This window comes from Winogradskyella flava (assembly GCF_014243395.1).
GTDB lineage: Bacteria > Bacteroidota > Bacteroidia > Flavobacteriales > Flavobacteriaceae > Winogradskyella > Winogradskyella flava.
This window is the reverse complement of sequence record NZ_JACLCP010000001.1, coordinates 954,322-973,532: the sequence shown is the minus strand read 5'-3', so window position 1 is coordinate 973,532 and position 19,211 is coordinate 954,322. Positions and strand designations below refer to the sequence as shown.

Annotated in this window: 20 protein-coding genes; 9 read left to right on the top strand and 11 right to left on the bottom strand. The window is 35.0% G+C overall.

Annotation, left to right across the window (positions count from 1 at the left end; genetic code table 11):
* Positions 1-79: 79 nt before the first annotated feature.
* The 3 genes from H7F21_RS04360 (at position 80) to H7F21_RS17600 (ending at position 3,363) form a co-directional block, all read left to right on the top strand.
* Positions 80-1,444, top strand: coding sequence for a saccharopine dehydrogenase family protein (locus H7F21_RS04360; protein WP_185787996.1), 1,365 nt, complete (start codon positions 80-82; stop codon positions 1,442-1,444).
* Positions 1,445-1,538: 94 nt separating this feature from the next.
* Positions 1,539-2,009 (top strand): Lrp/AsnC ligand binding domain-containing protein, encoded by a 471-nt coding sequence (locus H7F21_RS04355; RefSeq protein ID WP_185787995.1) that lies wholly within the window; start codon positions 1,539-1,541, stop codon positions 2,007-2,009.
* 16 nt (positions 2,010-2,025) lie between these two features.
* Positions 2,026-3,363, top strand: a complete 1,338-nt coding sequence (locus H7F21_RS17600; RefSeq protein WP_185787994.1) for a glycosyltransferase family 39 protein — start codon at positions 2,026-2,028, stop codon at positions 3,361-3,363.
* Here H7F21_RS17600 and H7F21_RS04345 read toward each other — a convergent pair.
* From H7F21_RS04345 to H7F21_RS04310, 8 genes are all read right to left on the bottom strand, one after another.
* Positions 3,341-4,753, bottom strand: a complete 1,413-nt coding sequence (locus H7F21_RS04345) for an NAD(P)-binding protein (RefSeq protein ID WP_185787993.1) — start codon at positions 4,751-4,753, stop codon at positions 3,341-3,343. The genes H7F21_RS17600 and H7F21_RS04345 overlap by 23 nt on opposite strands.
* 142 nt (positions 4,754-4,895) lie before the next feature.
* On the bottom strand, positions 4,896-5,612 hold the full coding sequence (locus H7F21_RS04340) for a Bax inhibitor-1/YccA family protein (protein WP_185787992.1): 717 nt from the start codon (positions 5,610-5,612) through the stop codon (positions 4,896-4,898).
* Positions 5,613-5,716: 104 nt separating this feature from the next.
* The gene (locus H7F21_RS04335) at positions 5,717-6,406 is read right to left on the bottom strand and encodes a zinc metallopeptidase (protein WP_185787991.1); all 690 of its coding nucleotides are present in this window, start codon (positions 6,404-6,406) and stop codon (positions 5,717-5,719) included.
* A gap of 86 nt (positions 6,407-6,492) precedes the next feature.
* A complete protein-coding gene (ald, locus tag H7F21_RS04330; protein WP_185787990.1) occupies positions 6,493-7,593 on the bottom strand; it encodes an alanine dehydrogenase in 1,101 nt (366 codons plus the stop codon).
* Positions 7,594-7,790: 197 nt separating this feature from the next.
* The gene (locus tag H7F21_RS04325) at positions 7,791-8,270 is read right to left on the bottom strand and encodes a hypothetical protein (RefSeq protein ID WP_185787989.1); all 480 of its coding nucleotides are present in this window, start codon (positions 8,268-8,270) and stop codon (positions 7,791-7,793) included.
* 94 nt (positions 8,271-8,364) lie between these two features.
* Positions 8,365-8,724, bottom strand: coding sequence for a hypothetical protein (locus H7F21_RS04320; protein WP_185787988.1), 360 nt, complete (start codon positions 8,722-8,724; stop codon positions 8,365-8,367).
* Positions 8,725-8,895: 171 nt separating this feature from the next.
* Positions 8,896-11,958, bottom strand: a complete 3,063-nt coding sequence (locus tag H7F21_RS04315; protein WP_185788553.1) for a leucine--tRNA ligase — start codon at positions 11,956-11,958, stop codon at positions 8,896-8,898.
* 131 nt (positions 11,959-12,089) lie between these two features.
* Complete coding sequence (locus tag H7F21_RS04310; protein ID WP_185787987.1) at positions 12,090-12,647, bottom strand: porin family protein; 558 nt, start codon at positions 12,645-12,647, stop codon at positions 12,090-12,092.
* A gap of 208 nt (positions 12,648-12,855) precedes the next feature.
* Here H7F21_RS04310 and H7F21_RS04305 point away from each other — a divergent pair, with 208 nt between their 5' ends.
* The 5 genes from H7F21_RS04305 (at position 12,856) to H7F21_RS04285 (ending at position 16,469) form a co-directional block, all read left to right on the top strand.
* Positions 12,856-13,734 carry a cell division protein FtsX gene (locus tag H7F21_RS04305; protein ID WP_185787986.1) on the top strand — a complete coding sequence of 293 codons (879 nt, stop codon included), beginning with the start codon at positions 12,856-12,858 and terminating at the stop codon, positions 13,732-13,734.
* A gap of 79 nt (positions 13,735-13,813) precedes the next feature.
* A complete protein-coding gene (locus tag H7F21_RS04300; protein WP_185787985.1) occupies positions 13,814-14,083 on the top strand; it encodes a DUF3098 domain-containing protein in 270 nt (89 codons plus the stop codon).
* A gap of 80 nt (positions 14,084-14,163) precedes the next feature.
* Entirely contained in the window at positions 14,164-14,958 is a 795-nt protein-coding gene (gene uppP, locus H7F21_RS04295; RefSeq protein ID WP_185787984.1) for an undecaprenyl-diphosphatase UppP, read from the top strand.
* On the top strand, positions 14,955-15,653 hold the full coding sequence (gene truB, locus H7F21_RS04290) for a tRNA pseudouridine(55) synthase TruB (RefSeq protein ID WP_185787983.1): 699 nt from the start codon (positions 14,955-14,957) through the stop codon (positions 15,651-15,653). Before uppP ends, truB begins: the two co-directional genes overlap by 4 nt.
* An 81-nt stretch (positions 15,654-15,734) precedes the next feature.
* Positions 15,735-16,469 (top strand): TonB family protein, encoded by a 735-nt coding sequence (locus tag H7F21_RS04285; protein WP_185787982.1) that lies wholly within the window; start codon positions 15,735-15,737, stop codon positions 16,467-16,469.
* Positions 16,470-16,490: 21 nt separating this feature from the next.
* Here H7F21_RS04285 and H7F21_RS04280 read toward each other — a convergent pair whose 3' ends face one another.
* Positions 16,491-17,108 carry a thioredoxin family protein gene (locus tag H7F21_RS04280; protein ID WP_185787981.1) on the bottom strand — a complete coding sequence of 206 codons (618 nt, stop codon included), beginning with the start codon at positions 17,106-17,108 and terminating at the stop codon, positions 16,491-16,493.
* A gap of 274 nt (positions 17,109-17,382) precedes the next feature.
* Between H7F21_RS04280 and H7F21_RS04275 the strand changes: the two genes are divergently transcribed.
* A complete protein-coding gene (locus H7F21_RS04275; protein ID WP_185787980.1) occupies positions 17,383-17,946 on the top strand; it encodes a DNA-3-methyladenine glycosylase I in 564 nt (187 codons plus the stop codon).
* A 6-nt stretch (positions 17,947-17,952) separates the two neighbouring features.
* On the opposite strand, the gene aat is transcribed toward H7F21_RS04275, so the two are convergent.
* Positions 17,953-18,576: a leucyl/phenylalanyl-tRNA--protein transferase gene (gene aat / locus H7F21_RS04270; protein WP_185787979.1), complete on the bottom strand. Its 624-nt coding sequence runs from the start codon at positions 18,574-18,576 to the stop codon at positions 17,953-17,955.
* A gap of 253 nt (positions 18,577-18,829) precedes the next feature.
* Positions 18,830-19,207: a DUF3127 domain-containing protein gene (locus H7F21_RS04265; RefSeq protein WP_185787978.1), complete on the bottom strand. Its 378-nt coding sequence runs from the start codon at positions 19,205-19,207 to the stop codon at positions 18,830-18,832.
* Positions 19,208-19,211: the final 4 nt, after the last annotated feature.

Below are 19,211 nucleotides of genomic sequence, written 5' to 3'. Positions count from 1 at the left end.
GTAAAGTGAGATTTTGGTTTCTTTTACTTTCTGTATTTATTACATTCGTGCTACACAAAATTAGTCATATAAAGCCACTATGCGAAAGATTTTAATCATTGGTGCCGGAAAATCATCATCTTACCTCATAAAATATTTACTGGATAAATCAGATACTGAAAATCTTGAAATTACCATTGGTGATCTTAATATTGAAAATGCTAAAAAATTAGTTGGTGAAGATTCTAAAGTCAATATTATTCATTTGGATGTCTTTGATTCTAAATCTCGAAGTAAGGCTGTAGAAGATGCAGATATTGTGGTTTCCATGTTACCTGCACGCTTTCATATGGAGGTTGCCAAAGACTGTATCACTTACAAAAAGCACATGGTCACAGCATCTTATGTAAGTAAAGAAATGCAAGACTTGGATGAAAACGCAAAAGCCAACAACCTCGTTTTTATGAACGAAATTGGTGTGGATCCAGGCATTGATCATATGAGTGCCATGCAAGTGATTGATAGAATAAGAGACAAAGGCGGTAAAATGATTTTATTTGAATCGTTTACTGGCGGCTTGGTAGCTCCTGAAAGTGATAATAATCTTTGGAATTATAAATTTACTTGGAATCCAAGAAATGTTGTGGTGGCAGGACAAGGCGGTGCTGCGAAATTTTTGCAGGAAAATCAGTTTAAATATATTCCATACGATCGTTTATTTAGACGAACCGAATTTTTAGATATTGACGGTTATGGTCGATTTGAGGCCTATGCCAACAGAGATTCGCTAAAGTATCAGCATGTTTATGGTCTTGACCATGTAAAAACGTTATATCGCGGCACTATGAGACGCGTTGGTTTCAGCAGAGCATGGCATGTTTTTGTTCAATTAGGTATGACAGACGATAGCTACACTATCGATGATAGTGCCAACATGAGTTACCGGGACTTTGTAAACGCCTTTTTGCCATATAGCCCAACAGATTCTGTAGAACTTAAGTTCAGGCATGCGCTTAAAATTGATCAAGATGATATTGTTTGGGATAAATTCTTGGAACTAGACATTTTTAATGCTGAAAAAAGAGTTGAACTCGATAAAGCGACACCAGCACAAATTCTTCAAAAAATATTAATGGATAGTTGGACACTTGGTGAAGACGACAAAGATATGATCGTTATGTACCACAAGTTTGGTTATGAGCTCGATGGTGAAAAGCATCAAATAGATACTTCAATGGTTGTGGTTGGTGAGGACCAAACCTATACAGCAATGGCAAAAACTGTGGGATTACCAGTAGCTATGGCCACACTTGATATTCTAAATAAAAAGATTACCACACCAGGCGTACAGATTCCTATTTCTAAAGAAGTGTATACACCAATTCTAGAAGAGCTTGAAACCTATGGCGTAGTATTTAAGGAGAAAGAAGTTCCTTATTTAGGCTATAATCCTTTAAATGTATGAACTGAGGTTTTAATTTGAAATCTATTTACTAATTTTATATTACAAATTACAATTATAAGATTTCCGATTTCTAGGAAATGAAAATCAATCTTCGATGAAAGTTAATGATAAAGGCATATACATTGATGGCATAGATAAAAAAATACTAAGAGCATTGATGGAAGATGCCAGAACACCTGTTTTGGAAATCGCGCGACAGGTGGGTATTTCTGGTGCTGCCATACACCAACGTCTTAAAAAATTAGAAAAATCAGGCTTATTGGCCGGTTCAAAATTTATAATTAACCCGAAGATTCTTGGATATACGACTATGGCTTTTGTCGGTGTGTATTTAGATAAAGCAGTTAGTAATCCAGAAGCCGTAAAACAACTCCAAAAAGTACCTGAGGTAATTGAATGCCACTATACCACCGGAGAATGGAGTATTTTTATAAAGATTCTATCAAAAGACAATGAGCATTTAATGCATTTGCTTAATACCGAAATTCAAGGTATTAAAGGTGTATCAAGAACTGAAACTTTTATTTCGTTACAACAACAAATTAATAGACAGATTAAGATATAAACGCTCGTTTCTTAATATGAAGATACTTTTCAGAACAAATAAATTTCTAACAACCCTAGTTGTTATACAGCTAATGTTCTTAGTTTATAAAATCTTTCAAAATAATTATTTTGTTCTACGAGACAGTTCAGAATATTTCAATCTTGCTAAAAATATAATATCTGATTTTCAATTTTACAGTGGAGACTTAAGTGAATCTATTAACCCCGAATTTTACACCAAAAGACCTCCGCTTTACTCCCTTTTTATTATTCTTGCTACTGGTTTTCTCAATTCTAAAATCTCCATACTTTGCATTCAAAGTGTATTGTCGGTGTCTAGCATTTTAATAACTAAGTCCATATTTGAATCCTATTTCGGAAAGGCCAACAGCCTAGTTTTATTTTTATTCATAATTTCATCTCTTAATCAGTTCATTTACTCCAACCTATTAATGAGTGAAATATTTTTGCAATTTTTAATTGTAATTACCATTTACGTTTTGCACAAGTTTCTAACAAAAAAGTCTTCGAAATACTTAATTTTTTATCAAATTCTGGTTGCCCTATTGTTTCTCGCTAAACCTGTTTTTTACCTTTTCGTTTTTCCAAATATCGTAATTACGTATTACATAAGTAGACGCATAAATTATAAGCGAGGGGTTATTTATTCAATTATACCATTGTTAGCATTATTTCTTTATTGCCAATGGAATTTTAAAAGAACTGGAGCTTACAATTTCTCAAGTATTCAACAATACAATATTGTAAATTATAATCTTCGCTATTTTCATACTAACAAATATGGGCCCGAATATGCGCAAAGCATTAATAATTTAATCAAACAAGAAAGTCGTAAAATCAATAATTATCCCGAAAGACTAGACTATCTAAACAACACTTCAATTGACTATATAAAAAAAGACTTTTTTCATTATTCAATATTCCACATAAAAGGTGTATTTAGAATTTTTATTGACCCAGGAAGATTTGATATGTCTAATTTCTTTGGTTTGAATTCCGAAAAAGAAGAAGTAGGATTATTAAAACATCTTAACGAAAGTGGTATTAAAGGGGGACTAAATTATCTAAAAACTCAACCTGTATTGATTATTATATGCTTTAATTTGGTTCTATTATTTAACATTCTAAAGTTCTTGGGATTTGGATATTTCTTAGCTACCAAACTTAGACATAGCAAACTTATATTTTGGATAATTTTAATACTAATTTTATATGTTGCTTTTCTAACTGGACCATTAGGAGCTTCTCGTTTTATGGTTCCAATTTTAAGCCTATATTTATTTATAGCACTATACGGACTATCTGATTTTATAAAAATGACAAAACTATTTATTGAATCAAAACGTCTTTGACCTCGCCATCTTCTTGATAATCTGTATCTGTATTAATATCCCATAAATTGAGATCTAGATTGTGTACAATTTTTTCTGCCGCTAAAATACCCATCAAAATAGAGTGGTCTTGATTATTATATTTATAAGCCCCATATCTACCAATTGGCATTAAATTATTAATTGTGTTGAGATAAGTCTCAATAATCCCTAGATGTTCCCTATAACCCACTTCATAAACAGGATAACACTTAGGCACCCTCTTAATAGATACATTCTCTATGATTTCATCTGCATCTATTAACTTGATTTGTTTTATTTCTTTTTCTGCAAGTTTGGCAAGATAAGCGTCATCTTCTTTCCAGATGTCATCATCAAAAGCCCAGAATTCCATACATAAAATAGAACTTTTTTTGCCTTTATTAAGACTTGGAGCCCAATTTCTAAAGTTTGTTATTCTCCCATGTTTTACATCAGGCGAATGGATGTAAATCCAATTATCCTTAAAAATGTCCTCTTTGTTAATTTCGAGATACACTAAAATTGTATTCCTGAAATAGAGCTTGTCTGCGGCATCTAGAACAAATTGTGGTGTATCAACAATTCCTTTGATTAGATGCGTTATTGGCATAGAAGAAATTACATAGTCTGATAAATGCTCTTTACCATCTTTGGTTATCACACCTTTACAAACATTGTTCTCAATGATTAGTTTTACAATCGGTTCTTTCTTATGCAGAACACCATTGTTGGATATAACCTGCTCTAATGCTTTGTTATATAAAGACCCTGTTCCTCCATTCGGATATTTAAATTGATCGACAAGCGTTTTATGCTTATTATTTGAATCACTTTTAATAGAATTAATAATGGCTTCAACCAAAGACAACCCCTTAATCCTTTGTGCAGCCCAATCCGAATCAATTTTAGATCCAGGTATGCCCCAAAGCTTCTCTGTATAATTTTTAAAAAAAATACTGTATAACTTATACCCAAATCTGTTTGTTACCCAGCCCTCAAAACTAGCTGGATTCTTTATTGGTCTAATTTGTTGCTTTACATAGTAGTAAAGAATGCTCAATATTGTTAGGATATTAAGATTTTTAAAAACATTAAATAGTTTTAACGGATAATCAAAAAATCTTTTATTGTAATATATGCGTGTTAATCTGGCAACGTTTGTGAAGTCATCCTTCAAAATTTCGTCGAAGAAGTCGTTAACTTTAGGTTCTTTTGAGAAAAATCTGTGAGGTCCTAAATCTACTGTTTGTCCCCAAAGATCAAAACTCCTAGACATACCACCAACGTGAGGGGAAGCCTCGAATATTTCAACTTCAATATTATTTTTTGTCAAAATATAGGATGCGCTAATACCAGCGGGACCAGCACCTATAATTATTGCTTTCTTCATTAATGGCAAATTTCGAAAATGAAGTGAGCAATATACACAAATTCCATATGGAAGTATTAACTAAAATTCAGTGAAATTAATTTATGCTGTACAAGAAAAAAGCTCTGGATAATCAGAGCTTTTTTCATAGTTATTTTCTATTTTAATCTCTAGACATAAATATTCTAAGGACGTACCAAAATAATAACATCAAGGATGCAAACAAACCTAATGCTGCTGGAATATAGTCTTCGACACCATATTGATTCACCATGTTTGAGGTTTGATACAAGATAGAACCACCAGCTAATAAGCACATCCCTACTGAGAACCATAGTCCTAAATTAAAGCCAAAAAGCGTTCCTGCTATGATAAGACCAATAGCAACAAAGAATCCTATGGCGAGTCCTGTTTTTAAAAATGAAAAGTCTTTCTTGGTCAGTAAAACAACTGCAGATAGACCAGTAAATAATGCTAAAGTGACGATTGCCGCTTGATTAAGAATCTCAGGCCCTGAGTCCATATAAACTGCGGCTATATAAATTAACGGCACAAAAATGAGTGCTTCAAAGAAGATATAGATACCATAAGCGAGATATTGCTTGTTTTTGTCTGTAGTTCTCATCGCCATACTTTCGGCATAATTTGTAGCAAGCATAAAACCTCCCAACATTAATAACCATTTATAGCCTTCAGTCATAGATAGCATAAAGTTTATAATGGTATCGCTTTGTAATAATAAGTATTCGAAAAGAATAAATACAAGAACACCTCCAGCCACGTGGCTATAGGTTTTTCTATAAAAAGCAGCACGTTCTATATCAGATATGCTACTAATCATAACTTTATTGTTCTCAGAGTTTGGTAATTGGTTTTCCATGGTTTAAGTTGATTTAGATCATTCTAATGTAAGTTTTTTCTTGAAACAAAGCAAAAAAGCTCCAAATTTCAGAGCCTTTTTTACATCAAAATAAAATCAGGTTTTTATCTTCTATTCAAAAATATACTAATAAAGTAGAGCAAGGTTGCTAACGACCCTAATGCTGCTACCAAATAGGTTCTTGCTGCCCATTTAAGTGCATCTTTTGCGCCTGCGTGCTCTTCTTGAGACACCATGTTCCTACCCTCTAACCATGCCAATGCACGATTACTAGCATCATATTCAACAGGCAGAGTGATAAATGCAAATGCAGTCGTTACTGCAAATAGTCCTATGCCCAATAAAAAAATATTAGAACCAAAAGCCGATCCACCCACTGATAAAGCAAGCCCAATCATAATTACTATATTAGAAAGCTTACTGCTTATGCCAACTGCAGGCACAATGGCAGAGCGCATTTTTAACCAGCTATAAGCTTTTGCATGTTGAATGGCATGACCAACTTCGTGAGCTGCAACAGCAGCTGCAGCGGCATTGCGCTGGTTATAAACGACCTCACTTAAATTCACAGTTTTATCCCTTGGATTATAATGATCTGTCAATTGTCCAGCAGTCGAAATCACCTGAACATCAGAAATCCCATTATCTGCCAACATTTTTTCAGCAATCTCTCGTCCACTCATTCCATTTCTTAGGCTTACTTTAGAGTAATGTTGAAACTTACTCTTTAATTTATTACTTACGTAAGAGCTTACCAAGAAGATAACTCCAGCAAGTATATAATATCCCGTCATAACTTTATAGTTTTAAGTTTTATACTATAAAGATAACAAATAGTACGCCAAAAAATGAATAAGAAATAATGTCAGTTCACCTATTATTACATGGCATCTACAGACCAATTAAAGGCTTGGGCGATTTCTTCGTAAACTATTTTACCTTTTACAATATTCAAACCTTTTCTTAAAGACGCGTCCTTAGCACATGCCACTTCCCAACCTTGGTTTGCCAATCTTAGTACATAAGGCAGAGTTACATTTGTTAACGCTAATGTAGACGTATAAGGTACAGCACCTGGCATATTTGCTACGCAATAATGTACAACGTCATCTATAATATAAGTTGGATCTTCATGCGTTGTGGCTTTGGTCGTTTCCATACAACCGCCTTGATCTACAGCGACATCAACCACAACCGTTCCTGGTCGCATATCTTTTAGCATATCTCTAGTGATTAATTTTGGCGCTTTTGCACCTTTAATCAATACACCTCCAATTATTAAATCGTGATCTTTTATGCGCTTTCTAATGTTAAATTCACTCGAAAATTCCGTAACTACATGGTTTGGCATCACATCATTCACATAACGTAATTGCTTCATATTAATATCCATAATAGTGACATGTGCTCCTAAACCTGCGGCCATTTTAGCGGCTTGGATTCCAACAATTCCAGCACCAAGCACTAATACTTTTCCTGGAGGTACTCCAGGTACACCACCTAATAAAACGCCTCTGCCCTTAATTGGCTTTTCTAAGTATTTTGCACCTTGTTGAATGGCCATACGACCTGCCACCTCAGACATTGGTGTCAATAATGGTAAAGAACCATCTTCATCCTCAACGGTTTCATAAGCAATACAAACAGCCTCACTGTTGAGCATAGCTCTTGTTAATGGTTCACTAGATGCAAAGTGGAAATACGTAAATACCACGTGATGCGATTTAATTAAAGGATACTCCTCGGCGATTGGTTCTTTAACCTTTACGATCATATCTGCTGCTGTATAAACTTCTTCAATAGTATCTAGAACGGTTGCTCCTACCTGTTCATAATCTTCGTCAAAAAAGCCACTGCCAAAACCAGCATCTTTTTGCACAAACACCTCGTGATTGTTCTTTGTCAATTCGTAAACACCAGCTGGTGTCATGCCAACTCGGTTTTCGTTGTTCTTGATTTCTTTTGGGACTCCAATTTTCATATAGTATTTTTTTGAGATTAATAGCTACGTGAAATACTATTAAATTATTTATCTATCCAAATTTGACACCCAATTTGAGATCATTTTTATGAAATCCCTAATTTGAAGTCGTTATTTTGAAAAGTCTACAACGAACATCTCTCTTTCAAATAAATACGTCAATAGATGAATGCAATATAATTTCGATGAAGAGAAAATCAATCAAATTCATCGTAAGGATCGTAAGGTACAGAAGTAATTTTTACTTCATCTATCTGGCCGTCATCATCGATGTCAAATTCGCGATAATACCGCATTTGTGTTTCGTCTACTTCTAAAATTTGAAGCTCCGTAACTAACTGCTCTCCGAAGAATAATTTGATAATATCACCATTTAATTGCCACTTTAAGTTTGTAGCTGTTAATGCACACTCAGCGCAAATATCACAATTGGAGACATATCGTTCCTCAAAATCAAATTCTTTACCTTCTTGATTATAAAACTGAAACAAATCCTTGTCACAACCTTCCGTATGCTCATATAGAAATACTTCACCATTAACGGTAACTTGATCATAAGCCCAAGAACCAATGATAGCCTCCAAAATATATGGATCAGGTGGTAAGTCATTATCACTATCGTCACTAGAGCAGGACAATGAAAGAGTAAGAAGAAATAAGGCAAAAATTCTACGCATGTCTTTAAATTTATCTGGTAATTTAAACTTTTTTCGTGTAATTAAAATTTAAAACCTATTCCAAAGTTAAGCAATCATTGAATATTGAATAGAGCTACTCAGTCGCCAAAGTGACCTCATCAACCTTTTGGTTAACAAAAGTGATGACCAGCATTTCTCGTTTGGATTCGAAAAAACTGGGGTGTTCACCAATGCTGTAAGCAAATGCATCTCTTTCCTCTGGAGATCTTAAATTAGGCTGACCCAAAACTCCAGCGACCTCATCTTTGGTTTTGCCAATGAGAATTTGAGATTCTATAAGGTCATCTACCATTTTATAACGCTGCGCTGGATTTTCCAACCACTGTTCTGTACTGAAGCGTTCTTCAAACAACCAAATAAGTGACATGCTAACAATAAAAGCCAAAAAGAAAAATAATCCAATTTTATCAAGTCGTTTTAGCTTTAGTATCATTTTATTAAAAATTAGTTCTCGATACAAAATCACTTTCTGTGATTTCACTCGAACTGACAACTAAGATAAAATAATGGTCATTATATTGAAGGCTACCTCAAAAGTATTTTTAATAAATTATGAGATTCCTGCCTTTACTTCGACAAGCTCAGTATGACACGCAGGAATTGGTTACCCAACGATGTTTACAATCTTACCAGGAACCACAATCACTTTTTTAGGTGTACGTCCTTGTAACTGCTCTAGTGTTTTTTCGTTGGCCATCACAGCCGCTTCTATATCGTCCTTACTCAAGTCTAATGGTAATTCCATAGTAAAGCGCATTTTACCATTAAAGGATATTGGGTAGTTTTTAGAACTCTCCACCAAATGCTTTTCTTCAAATTTTGGAAATGCTGCTGTTGAAATCGATGTGGCATGCCCTAGTTTCTCCCATAGCTCCTCAGCAATATGAGGCGCATACGGTGAAATCAATACCAATAAAGGTTCCAGAATCTCTTTGCTTGTACACTTTTGCGCCGTTAACTCATTAACCGCAATCATAAACGTAGATACCGACGTGTTGAATGAGAAATTCTCAATATCCTCTTGTACCTTTTTTATCGTTTTGTGTAACGTCTTCAGATTATCTTTTGTTGGCTCGGTATCATTAACGTTTAAACTATCTTGACCAAGATATAATTTCCATAGTTTCTTTAGAAAGCCATGCACACCTGTAATACCAGCCGTATTCCACGGTTTGTATTGTTCTAAAGGTCCTAAAAACATTTCATAGAGCCTTAAACTGTCGGCACCATATTGCTCAACAATATCATCTGGATTGACCACATTGTATTTGGACTTGGACATTTTCTCTTGCCGCATTCTCACTTCAAAAACACCAGCTTCTTTAAAAAGAATCAAACCAGTATTACTATTATTAATTGGATGAGTTAAAAACTTTTCTATATCTACCGTATAATCTAATTCAACGATATTTATATCAACATAAATTTCTTGAGTTTTAACCGAAATTCCATCGACAATTTTACCCAGCTCTGGAAAATGAATTAATAAGTGTTTTTTCAACTTTAAATACTCTTTTTCAACAGATAAGACACCTTCATTCCGATTATTTTGTGATATTCCACCACGCTCACTCAAATCTTTACTAATATATATTTTGAGGTCATATTTCTGAACAAACTCCTCAATTTGATTCAAATCTTCATCAGTAAAATCATGACTTTTAGGGCAATTACTAGATATATCAATAAGATTTAATCTGTAAGTAATAGCACTAGTCCCCAAAATCATGCCTTGGTTAATCAGCTTTTTAAAAGGTTCATCAACACCAACATATCCTCTATCGTATAAAAACTTCACCCAAAAACGTGAGTACAATAAGTGACCTGTCGCATGTTCACTACCACCAATATATAAATCTACATTTTCCCAGTACTTAAGTGCATCTTCAGTAGCAAAAGCTTCATCTCGCATGGCGTCTTCCATGTATCTAAAGAAGTACCAGGAGCTACCTGCCCAACCTGGCATGGTATTGAGTTCTAGGGGGTAGATGCCATTAGATTCTGAAACAAGTTCAGAATGACAAACTGTATTTATTTTAGTGTCCCAAGCCCAAACATCTGCACGTCCTAAAGGCGGTTCGCCTTCTTCGGTTGGTAGATATTTTTCAACCTCCGGTAGGGTTAATGGTAAGTGCTTCGCATTAATCATTTGTGGCATGCCGTTGACATAATACACCGGGAAAGGTTCTCCCCAATAACGCTGACGAGAAAATACGGCATCACGCAAACGGTAATTGGTTTTACCTTCACCTTGTCCGATTTGCTCCAATTCGTAAATCGCACGTTTGGTGGCTTTTTTATAGTTCAATCCGTTAAGGAAATCACTATTCGCAATTTTTACATTGTCTTTAGAAGCAAAAGCTTCTTCAGAAATATCAACACCTTCAAAAATGTTTGGAATAGGAATATCAAAATGCTTGGCAAAGTCATAGTCACGCTGATCACCGCATGGTACAGCCATTACAGCTCCTGTACCATAGCTTGCTAATACATAATCACCAATCCAGATAGGAATTGGTTCTTTTGTAAATGGATGTTCTGCATAAGCACCTGTAAATACACCAGAAATGGTTTTTACATCTGCCATACGATCGCGTTCGCTACGTTTGGAAGTAGCTTCCACATAAGCTTCCACATCAGCTTTTTGAGCCTCAGTAGTGATTTGAGACACCAACTCATGTTCTGGTGCTAAGGTCATAAAAGACACGCCGAAGATGGTGTCAGGGCGCGTCGTAAATACATCAATGACCTGTTTTTCAGAATTGGCAGATTGCTTCGCTTCGCTTGCAATGACGTTAAACGAGACTGACGCACCAACTGACTTACCTATCCAATTCTTTTGAATATCCTTAAGTGCATCCGTCCAGTCAATAGTATCCAAACCTTGAAGTAATCGCTCTGCATAAGCAGAAATACGCATACTCCATTGGGTCATTTTTTTTCGCACTACAGGATGTCCGCCACGTTCTGAAACGCCATTTACAATTTCGTCATTGGCTAAAACCGTTCCTAACGCAGGACACCAGTTGACTTCAGTTTCCGCTAAATAGGTTAGTCTGTATTTTAAAAGTATTTTTTGTTTTTCAACATCAGAAAATTTATTCCAATCTTCAGCTGTGAAGACGTCAATATCGTCATCACAAGCTGCATTAACTTTGGTGTTGCCTTCAGCCTTAAACATGCCTACTAACGTATCTATATGCTCTGCCTTATGCGTTTCATTATTATACCAAGATTCGAATAACTGGATAAAAATCCACTGTGTCCACTTGTAATATTTTGGGTCAGACGTTCTTACTTCTCTACTCCAATCAAAAGAAAATCCGATTTGGTCCAATTGACGACGATAGGTTTTGATATTCGCTTCTGTAGTCACCGCAGGATGCTGCCCTGTTTGTATGGCATATTGCTCTGCAGGCAAACCAAAACTATCATAACCTTGTGGATGTAATACATTAAAGCCTTTATGACGTTTGTAGCGTGCATAAATGTCACTAGCAATATATCCTAGCGGATGACCAACGTGTAAACCAGCACCACTTGGGTAAGGAAACATATCCAAAACATAATATTTTGGTTGATCACTTGTGTTAGAAGCCTTAAAGGTTTCATTTTTTGCCCAGTAGTCTTGCCACTTCTTTTCGATTTGATTGAAATCGTATCTCATATTCTGCTTTCCTAGTAATAAAGGCACAAATTTAAACTTTACTAGTTAAATAGCCTATTGCTTGAGGTAGTTATAAAACAAAAAAAGACATCTTAAATCTAAGATGCCTTTTCAATTGATGTCTTTGTCATTTAGAATTTATAGCCCAATGAAATTTGAAACACGCTGTTTTTAATATCTGGATTTTCTGCAACCGTAGTGATTCCATAATTATAGCGTACTTCAGCAAACACATCGGAACTGATGCTATATGCCGCACCTATATTCAATCCAAAATCGAAACTGGACGCGTCCGTTTCTGCATCAGGAAGATCACTATCATTGAACTCCGCCTTCTCATTCAATAAGAATCCTATCTGTGGTCCTGCTTCTAGACTAAATTTCTCGCTTAGATAATATTTCGCCATTAAAGGGATCGTTAAATAATCTACTTTTATTTTTACCACATCTTCAGCTTCGGAGCCTTGAAATGAGTATAATAATTCCGGCTGAAGCGAAAATTTATCACTTAGACCTATTTCAGCAAATCCTCCAAAATGTAAACCTAATAAACTATTTCTATCGGCATCACCTCCTGAGAAATTTGCAATATTGAGCCCTGCCTTTAGTCCAAAATCAACCTCTTGTGCATTGATTGAATTGAATAACCCGGTGATAACAACAAATGTAAATACTAATAATTTTTTCATAATTGTTCTTGTTTTAAAATTGATATGGGTTCTATTTTTCAAAACCCATGCCAACATTAAGAAATATTTAATTAAAACTGATAATAAGCTTATAATAGGCTATAAAAATTATAATCTAACATTTATTACAACACTATTAAAAGTTTAAGCGTTGTAATACTTAGCAGAAACGAATTGTTTTATATTTTTACAACATTAATCCGTACCTATGGCTTCATCCTTTGACAATTATCAAAAACGAAAACTCATATCGTCTTACGTTTCCGTTGTAATTAGTATTGCTTTAGTATTGTTTCTATTAGGTTGCTTAGGTTTGTTGGTTATTAACTCAAAAAAAGTTGCCGATCATTTTAAAGAACAAGTCGTGATGACTATTTACTTAAATGACAAAGCTAAGCAGGTTGAAGTTAATCAGCTAAAAAAGAGTTTAGCGATGGCAGATTATACCAAGGAAGCGCAATACGTTTCAAAAGAAGAAGCTGCCGAACTGATGCAAGCCGAAACTGGTGAAGATTTTATGGATTTCGTAGGCTATAATCCTTTGAAGAATTCTATTGATGTCTATCTAAAAGCGGACTATGTCACTACAGAACAACTTACTGAAATCACTGAAAGCCTTTCTAACAAAGCTTTTATTGAAGAGATTCGTTATGATAATGACTTAGTGGAGCTGATGAATGACAATGTCAAGAAAATTTCGTTTTGGGTGTTGATTATTAGCGCATTATTCACATTAATTGCCGTACTTTTAATTAATAGCTCCATACGATTAGCTGTGTACTCTAAACGATTTATCATTAAAACGATGCAGATGGTAGGTGCTACCAAAAGTTTTATCCGTAGACCTTTTATCTTAAAAAGTGTTCAGCTCGGTGTTATAGGCGCCATCGTCGCTTTAATCGGAATGGCAATCGTCTTATACTACTTAGACATCACATTCCCAGAATTGGAATTACTCCGAAATACAGTAATGATTATTGGTCTTTTCGTCGGTATATTTTTATTGGGTATTGTGATTACTTGGATTAGCACCTTTATTGCCACACAGCGCTTCTTGAATTTGAAGACGGATCAGTTGTACTACTAGATGTTAGGAAAATATTAATTTTGGCTGTCCTATTAAATAAAACCGTTAATTTGCATTTACTAAGTTAGCACAGAGAATTATGGGCGAGAAAAAACGAAAAGAAGCATCAAAATCTGAATTTATCTTCGGTAAGCAAAACTATAAATGGTTCTTTATAGGCTTAGCATTTATTACTATTGGTTTTATTCTTATGGCTGGTGGTGGCAGTGATGATCCTAATATTTGGAATCCTGATGTATTTAGCTGGAGACGCATTCGTTTAGCACCAACGCTCGTATTAATTGGCTTTGGCATTCAGGTTTATGCTATTCTTAGTAAACCAAATAAAGAGAAAAATCCTAAATCCTAGGTTTCTCAATTTCAAAATTATATTCAATTTCTAATTATTGCACTTGGAAATTGCCTTTTGTTAGTTGATATTTGCTGACTATGGAAATTATCGATGCCATAATACTTGGAATTATCCAAGGGCTTACAGAGTTTTTGCCCGTATCTTCAAGTGGCCACCTAGAATTAGGAAAGGCTATTCTTGGAGATAACTCCATACCAGAGGAGAGCTTAATGTTTACCGTTGTACTTCACTTTGCAACAGCATTGAGCACCATAATTGTATTTAGAAAAGATATTCTCGATATCATCAAAGGTATTCTAAAGTTTGAATGGAATGAAGACTTACAATTTTTAAGCAAAATCGTCATATCCATGATACCTGCCGTAGTTGTCGGTGTTTTTTTTGAAGAACAACTTGAGCAGCTTTTCAGTGGAAACATATTATTAGTGGGCTGTATGCTCATTGTAACTGCAATACTTCTTTTTTTTGCTGATAAAGCCAAAAACACCAATAAAAAAGTATCTTTTAGTAATGCCTTTATCATTGGTATTTCGCAAGCCATAGCTATGCTTCCAGGCATTTCCCGCTCTGGAGCAACAATTTCGACTTCTGTTTTATTAGGTAACGACAAAACTAAAGCAGCACGCTTCTCATTTCTTATGGTGGTCCCATTGATTTTTGGTAAAATTGCCAAAGATGTCGTGGGTGGTGAACTCACGTATGATGCTTCTAATTTTACAGCGTTAAGCATTGGATTTATTGCTGCTTTTGTCTCTGGACTATTTGCATGTACATGGATGATAAAGCTCGTAAAGCAAAGCAAATTGAGCTACTTTGCCTTTTATTGTATTATCGTAGGTGTTATTGCTATAATTTGGTCAACAGCATCATGAAAACCTTAGAGGACTTTAAAGATGGTCAAGTCTTACTCATTGACAAACCTTTGCACTGGACGTCTTTCCAGGCCGTAAATAAATTACGTTGGGCTATCCGAAAGTCGTTTTCCATTAAAAAAATAAAAGTTGGTCATGCCGGCACTTTAGATCCTTTAGCAACAGGTTTACTGGTGATTTGCACTGGTAAAATGACCAAACAAATTAATTCCTATCAAGGTCAAGAAAAGGAATACACTGGTACTTTTGTTTTGGGCAGTACGACACCTTCTTATGATTTGGAAACTGAAATCGATGCTACTTTTCCAACAGACCATATCACTAAAGACCTGATTCATCAGACAACAAATCAGTTTGTTGGTAAAATTGAACAATTACCACCTGTATTTTCTGCAATTAAAAAAGATGGCAAGCGCCTTTATGAATTTGCCAGAGCTGGTGAAGCTGTTGAGATAAAATCACGAGAGGTTGAAATTTCAGAGTTTGAAATAACAGAGATCAAAGGTCTCGAACTGAAGTTCAAAGTGGTCTGCAGCAAAGGCACCTATATAAGATCTTTGGCTCACGACTTCGGAAAAGCTTTAAATTCAGGAGCTCATTTATCTGAATTGCGACGTACGCGCATTGGTGAATTTCGTGTAAAAGATGCCTTAAGTCCTGAAGATTTCATTGCTACACTTCCCTTGGAAAAATGATTTAACAAGGGTTTATAAGATAGAACTAAACTTTTTCGTTCTTATATTCGTATATCCTTATGCACAAAAATTTGATGTAATTTGAAGTTAATTGAACAATATAAAGCTGGCATTATCACCTTTCTTCTCACGGGAATAGTAGTGCTTGCTTTGTTTAGCATTCAGTTAAAACAGAAAGGCGATCTTATGACCGAGAGTTACTATGAGATAGAGCCTGAACCAGAACGTATTGAAAAAGAACTTGAAAAGTTTGAAGATTTGACTGGACCTTCCACCAATAAGGTCTTTAATGAAGACCAAGAGTATAAGGACATGATGCGTAATTTTAAAACGGTCAGCGCTAATGACTTTGAACGCACAACAAAAGCTTTGGAAGAAGCAAAAGCCAATGAGGTACAAGAGGAAACAGGCGTTGATAAATCTTTGACCAACAGTAACGCCTATGCTCTAAATTCTGAAGAAACTAAATCGTACAAAAAGCTTCAAGAAGAGCTTAGTAAGCGCTTAAAAAATCAAAAGACCGCTGCCGAGCATTCTAAAACTAAAAGTACAGTAACATATTCACTCAAAGGTAGGGTCATGGAAGATTATGATATTCCTAGATATCTCTGTGAAAAAGGAGGACGAATAGTTGTAAACATTACTGTAAATAGTGATGGCAAAGTAACTAGCGCCTCTATTAATGGCTCGTCAAGCTCAAACAATCCATGTCTTACAGATCGTGCTTTAGAATATTCAAGAGAAGCTAGATTTGATAGTTCAGTGAAGACGTCACAAATAGGGACGATTACCTTTTCTTTTAGAGGAAAAAATTAAGTTTAAGAACCCGGTAACTCGTTAATACAAAAGATTTACCAAGTCTTCAATTGTAGATTGCCCTTTGTCCTTATTGTACCAACGCTGTAAATCTTCCTTGAATTCAGGAGTCAATATGCCATGTTCTGCTTTATAGGTCTTGACCATTTCTGTAGCCACACTAGGTCTTGGTCCAAAAGTATCCAGAACGTCATTAGTATCTGTATCAATCATAATTAATTTTGGAATAGCTTTACCCCCATTAGTTAAAAACTGATTCATAAGGTTGTCATTCTCATCTCTTAATACAATTCTGTAATCAATATGGCCATTAATTTCGGCCACTTTGTTGATTACTGGCATTATATGAGCAGCATCACCACACCAACTCTCGGTAATAACTAGCCAAGTGACTTTTTTATCAAAATTTTCAACCTTAGTTTTTGACTCGTCTGAAACTTTTACTGCTTTGTCCCAACGTCTCATGCGTCTATCGTTAAGCATGGTATAATTAACCATGGCTTCGCTTTTGTCAGAACCAGTTGTAGAGTTTTCTTCAACTAGTTGAGATACTAGAGCTCTATATTCAGCATACGAGATACTTTTTTTTAAGCTCTCTGAAATTAATTCGTTTATCACAGGTATTTCTTTTGTTATCATATTACAAATTTAAAGCTGAACTATCAATAATTATGTGACAGATGTTACCTTAGTAGTGAAAACTTAAAAAACTTACATTTGAAACTTATAGACCTGTTAAAGACAATAATTATTGTCCTTTTCTTTATTTTGTTGTCAGGAAAGTATTTAAATTTATTTGATAACTATCAAATAACTGAATCCATAAGTCTTTTTGATACCAGACATGGACTAGTGATTATCTATGTTCTGATAAGAATCTGGGAATATAAAAGCAACAAAAAAGCAAAACAAAATGGATAAACACAGATGCGGCTGGTGTATTGGCGACCCACTATATGAGGCCTACCATGATGAAGAATGGGGTGTTCCGGTTTATGATGATGACACCTTGTTTGAGTTTCTAATCTTAGAAACCTTTCAAGCTGGATTAAGCTGGATTACAGTACTTCGAAAGCGAGAAAATTTCAGAAAAGCCTTTGATGATTTTGATTATAAAACAATAGCAAATTACAATCAAGACAAGATTGATGAATTACTTCAAGATGAGGGCATAATAAGAAATAAACTGAAAGTAAATGCAACCGTAACCAATGCCCAAGCGTTTATGAAGATTCAAGATGAATTTGGTTCATTTTCTAAATACATATGGGATTTCGTTGATGGCGAACCTATTCAAAATAGTTTTGAGGATTATAAAAAAGCCCCTGCCAATACGCCTCTTAGCAATACTATTAGCAAAGACTTAAAGAAACGCGGTTTTAAGTTTGTAGGTACGACCGTAATTTATGCGCATATGCAAGCTACGGGTATGGTTAACGATCATGAAGTCTCTTGCTTTAGATATAATGAGGTCTAAATTAGGTTAAAGAAATTTCATAAAATCTGATCTGGAAATATGCTTAGCTCCCAAACTTTCTAAATGTTTGGTGTGCAGTTGACAGTCTATAAGTTTATAATTAGAGTTCTGTACAAATGAAATAAAAGCCGCTTTACTGGCATTACTCACTTTTGCAAACATACTTTCTCCACAAAAAACACCACTACCTAAATCAACACCATACAAACCACCAACGAGCTCGTTGTCTTGCCAAACTTCAATAGATTTTACATAACCTAATTTATGAAGTGATACATATGCTTCAATCATCTCGTCTGTAATCCAAGTTCCCATCTGACCCTCTCGCTTTGCCCTGGCACAATTTTCTACAACGGCTCTAAAAGCCTTGTTTACTGAAACTTCAAACTTCCCTTGTTTCAGAATTTGCCTCATGCTTTTAGATATTCTTAAATCCTCAGGAAACAACACAAATCTTGGATCCGGCGACCACCAAAGAATTGGTTCTGCATCTTCATACCATGGAAAGATTCCGTTGGCGTAAGCATGCAATAAACGCTCAGAGGATAAATCTCCACCAACTGCCAATAAGCCATCAGCAGAGGCTTCTGTCACATCAGGAAATTCTATTTTTTGCGTCAGGAAGTGCATATTTTAAACGTTTTATCATATTTTGCTGTTAAATAGCCGACTTAGTTTTGATAGTATAAGAATTTTATTGATATTTGAATTGACCTTTATTTATAAATTTTTTGTTCATCATTGCTTTTTTTAAGTTTGTTTGTAGAGGTCAAAACCTAAAACCACAATACTAAGTCCCAACTAACCATTGGGACTTTTTCATTAAAAAAGACTTGTTTTACGTAAAACAAGTCTTTTTTAATTCTATTATATATATTACCAATTAAAACGGTAGATCATCGTGATCGTCTTCATTTAAATCACTAACAGGCTCGAAAGCTTCTGTTGGAGCTACAGGCGGCATTTCGCCATTTGGAGCTTCAGCTTGTAAAGCCTCAATTCTCCAACCTTGTATAGAGTTAAAATATTTAGTCTCTCCTTGAGGGTTGACCCATTCTCTACCTCTTAAATTGATATTAACCTTTACCTGCTGACCAACTTGGTAATTATTCAATAAATCTGTCTTATCCTGAACAAATTCAACCATGATGTGTTGAGGATACTGTTCTTCTGTTGTTACAACCACCTCTCTTTTTCTAAAGCCATTACTTCCAAAGGTTTGTGTCTCTCCAATCACCTTAATACGTCCTTGTACTTCCATTTTT

Coding starts and splice junctions, on each gene's coding strand:
- H7F21_RS04360 (WP_185787996.1), top strand. CDS start 80: ATGCGAAAGATTTTAATCATTGGTGCCGGAAAATCATCATCTTACCTC.
- H7F21_RS04355 (WP_185787995.1), top strand. CDS start 1,539: ATGAAAGTTAATGATAAAGGCATATACATTGATGGCATAGATAAAAAA.
- H7F21_RS17600 (WP_185787994.1), top strand. CDS start 2,026: ATGAAGATACTTTTCAGAACAAATAAATTTCTAACAACCCTAGTTGTT.
- H7F21_RS04345 (WP_185787993.1), bottom strand. CDS start 4,753: ATGAAGAAAGCAATAATTATAGGTGCTGGTCCCGCTGGTATTAGCGCA.
- H7F21_RS04340 (WP_185787992.1), bottom strand. CDS start 5,612: ATGGAAAACCAATTACCAAACTCTGAGAACAATAAAGTTATGATTAGT.
- H7F21_RS04335 (WP_185787991.1), bottom strand. CDS start 6,406: ATGACGGGATATTATATACTTGCTGGAGTTATCTTCTTGGTAAGCTCT.
- ald (WP_185787990.1), bottom strand. CDS start 7,593: ATGAAAATTGGAGTCCCAAAAGAAATCAAGAACAACGAAAACCGAGTT.
- H7F21_RS04325 (WP_185787989.1), bottom strand. CDS start 8,270: ATGCGTAGAATTTTTGCCTTATTTCTTCTTACTCTTTCATTGTCCTGC.
- H7F21_RS04320 (WP_185787988.1), bottom strand. CDS start 8,724: ATGATACTAAAGCTAAAACGACTTGATAAAATTGGATTATTTTTCTTT.
- H7F21_RS04315 (WP_185788553.1), bottom strand. CDS start 11,958: ATGAGATACGATTTCAATCAAATCGAAAAGAAGTGGCAAGACTACTGG.
- H7F21_RS04310 (WP_185787987.1), bottom strand. CDS start 12,647: ATGAAAAAATTATTAGTATTTACATTTGTTGTTATCACCGGGTTATTC.
- H7F21_RS04305 (WP_185787986.1), top strand. CDS start 12,856: ATGGCTTCATCCTTTGACAATTATCAAAAACGAAAACTCATATCGTCT.
- H7F21_RS04300 (WP_185787985.1), top strand. CDS start 13,814: ATGGGCGAGAAAAAACGAAAAGAAGCATCAAAATCTGAATTTATCTTC.
- uppP (WP_185787984.1), top strand. CDS start 14,164: ATGGAAATTATCGATGCCATAATACTTGGAATTATCCAAGGGCTTACA.
- truB (WP_185787983.1), top strand. CDS start 14,955: ATGAAAACCTTAGAGGACTTTAAAGATGGTCAAGTCTTACTCATTGAC.
- H7F21_RS04280 (WP_185787981.1), bottom strand. CDS start 17,108: ATGATAACAAAAGAAATACCTGTGATAAACGAATTAATTTCAGAGAGC.
- H7F21_RS04275 (WP_185787980.1), top strand. CDS start 17,383: ATGGATAAACACAGATGCGGCTGGTGTATTGGCGACCCACTATATGAG.
- aat (WP_185787979.1), bottom strand. CDS start 18,576: ATGCACTTCCTGACGCAAAAAATAGAATTTCCTGATGTGACAGAAGCC.
- H7F21_RS04265 (WP_185787978.1), bottom strand. CDS start 19,207: ATGGAAGTACAAGGACGTATTAAGGTGATTGGAGAGACACAAACCTTT.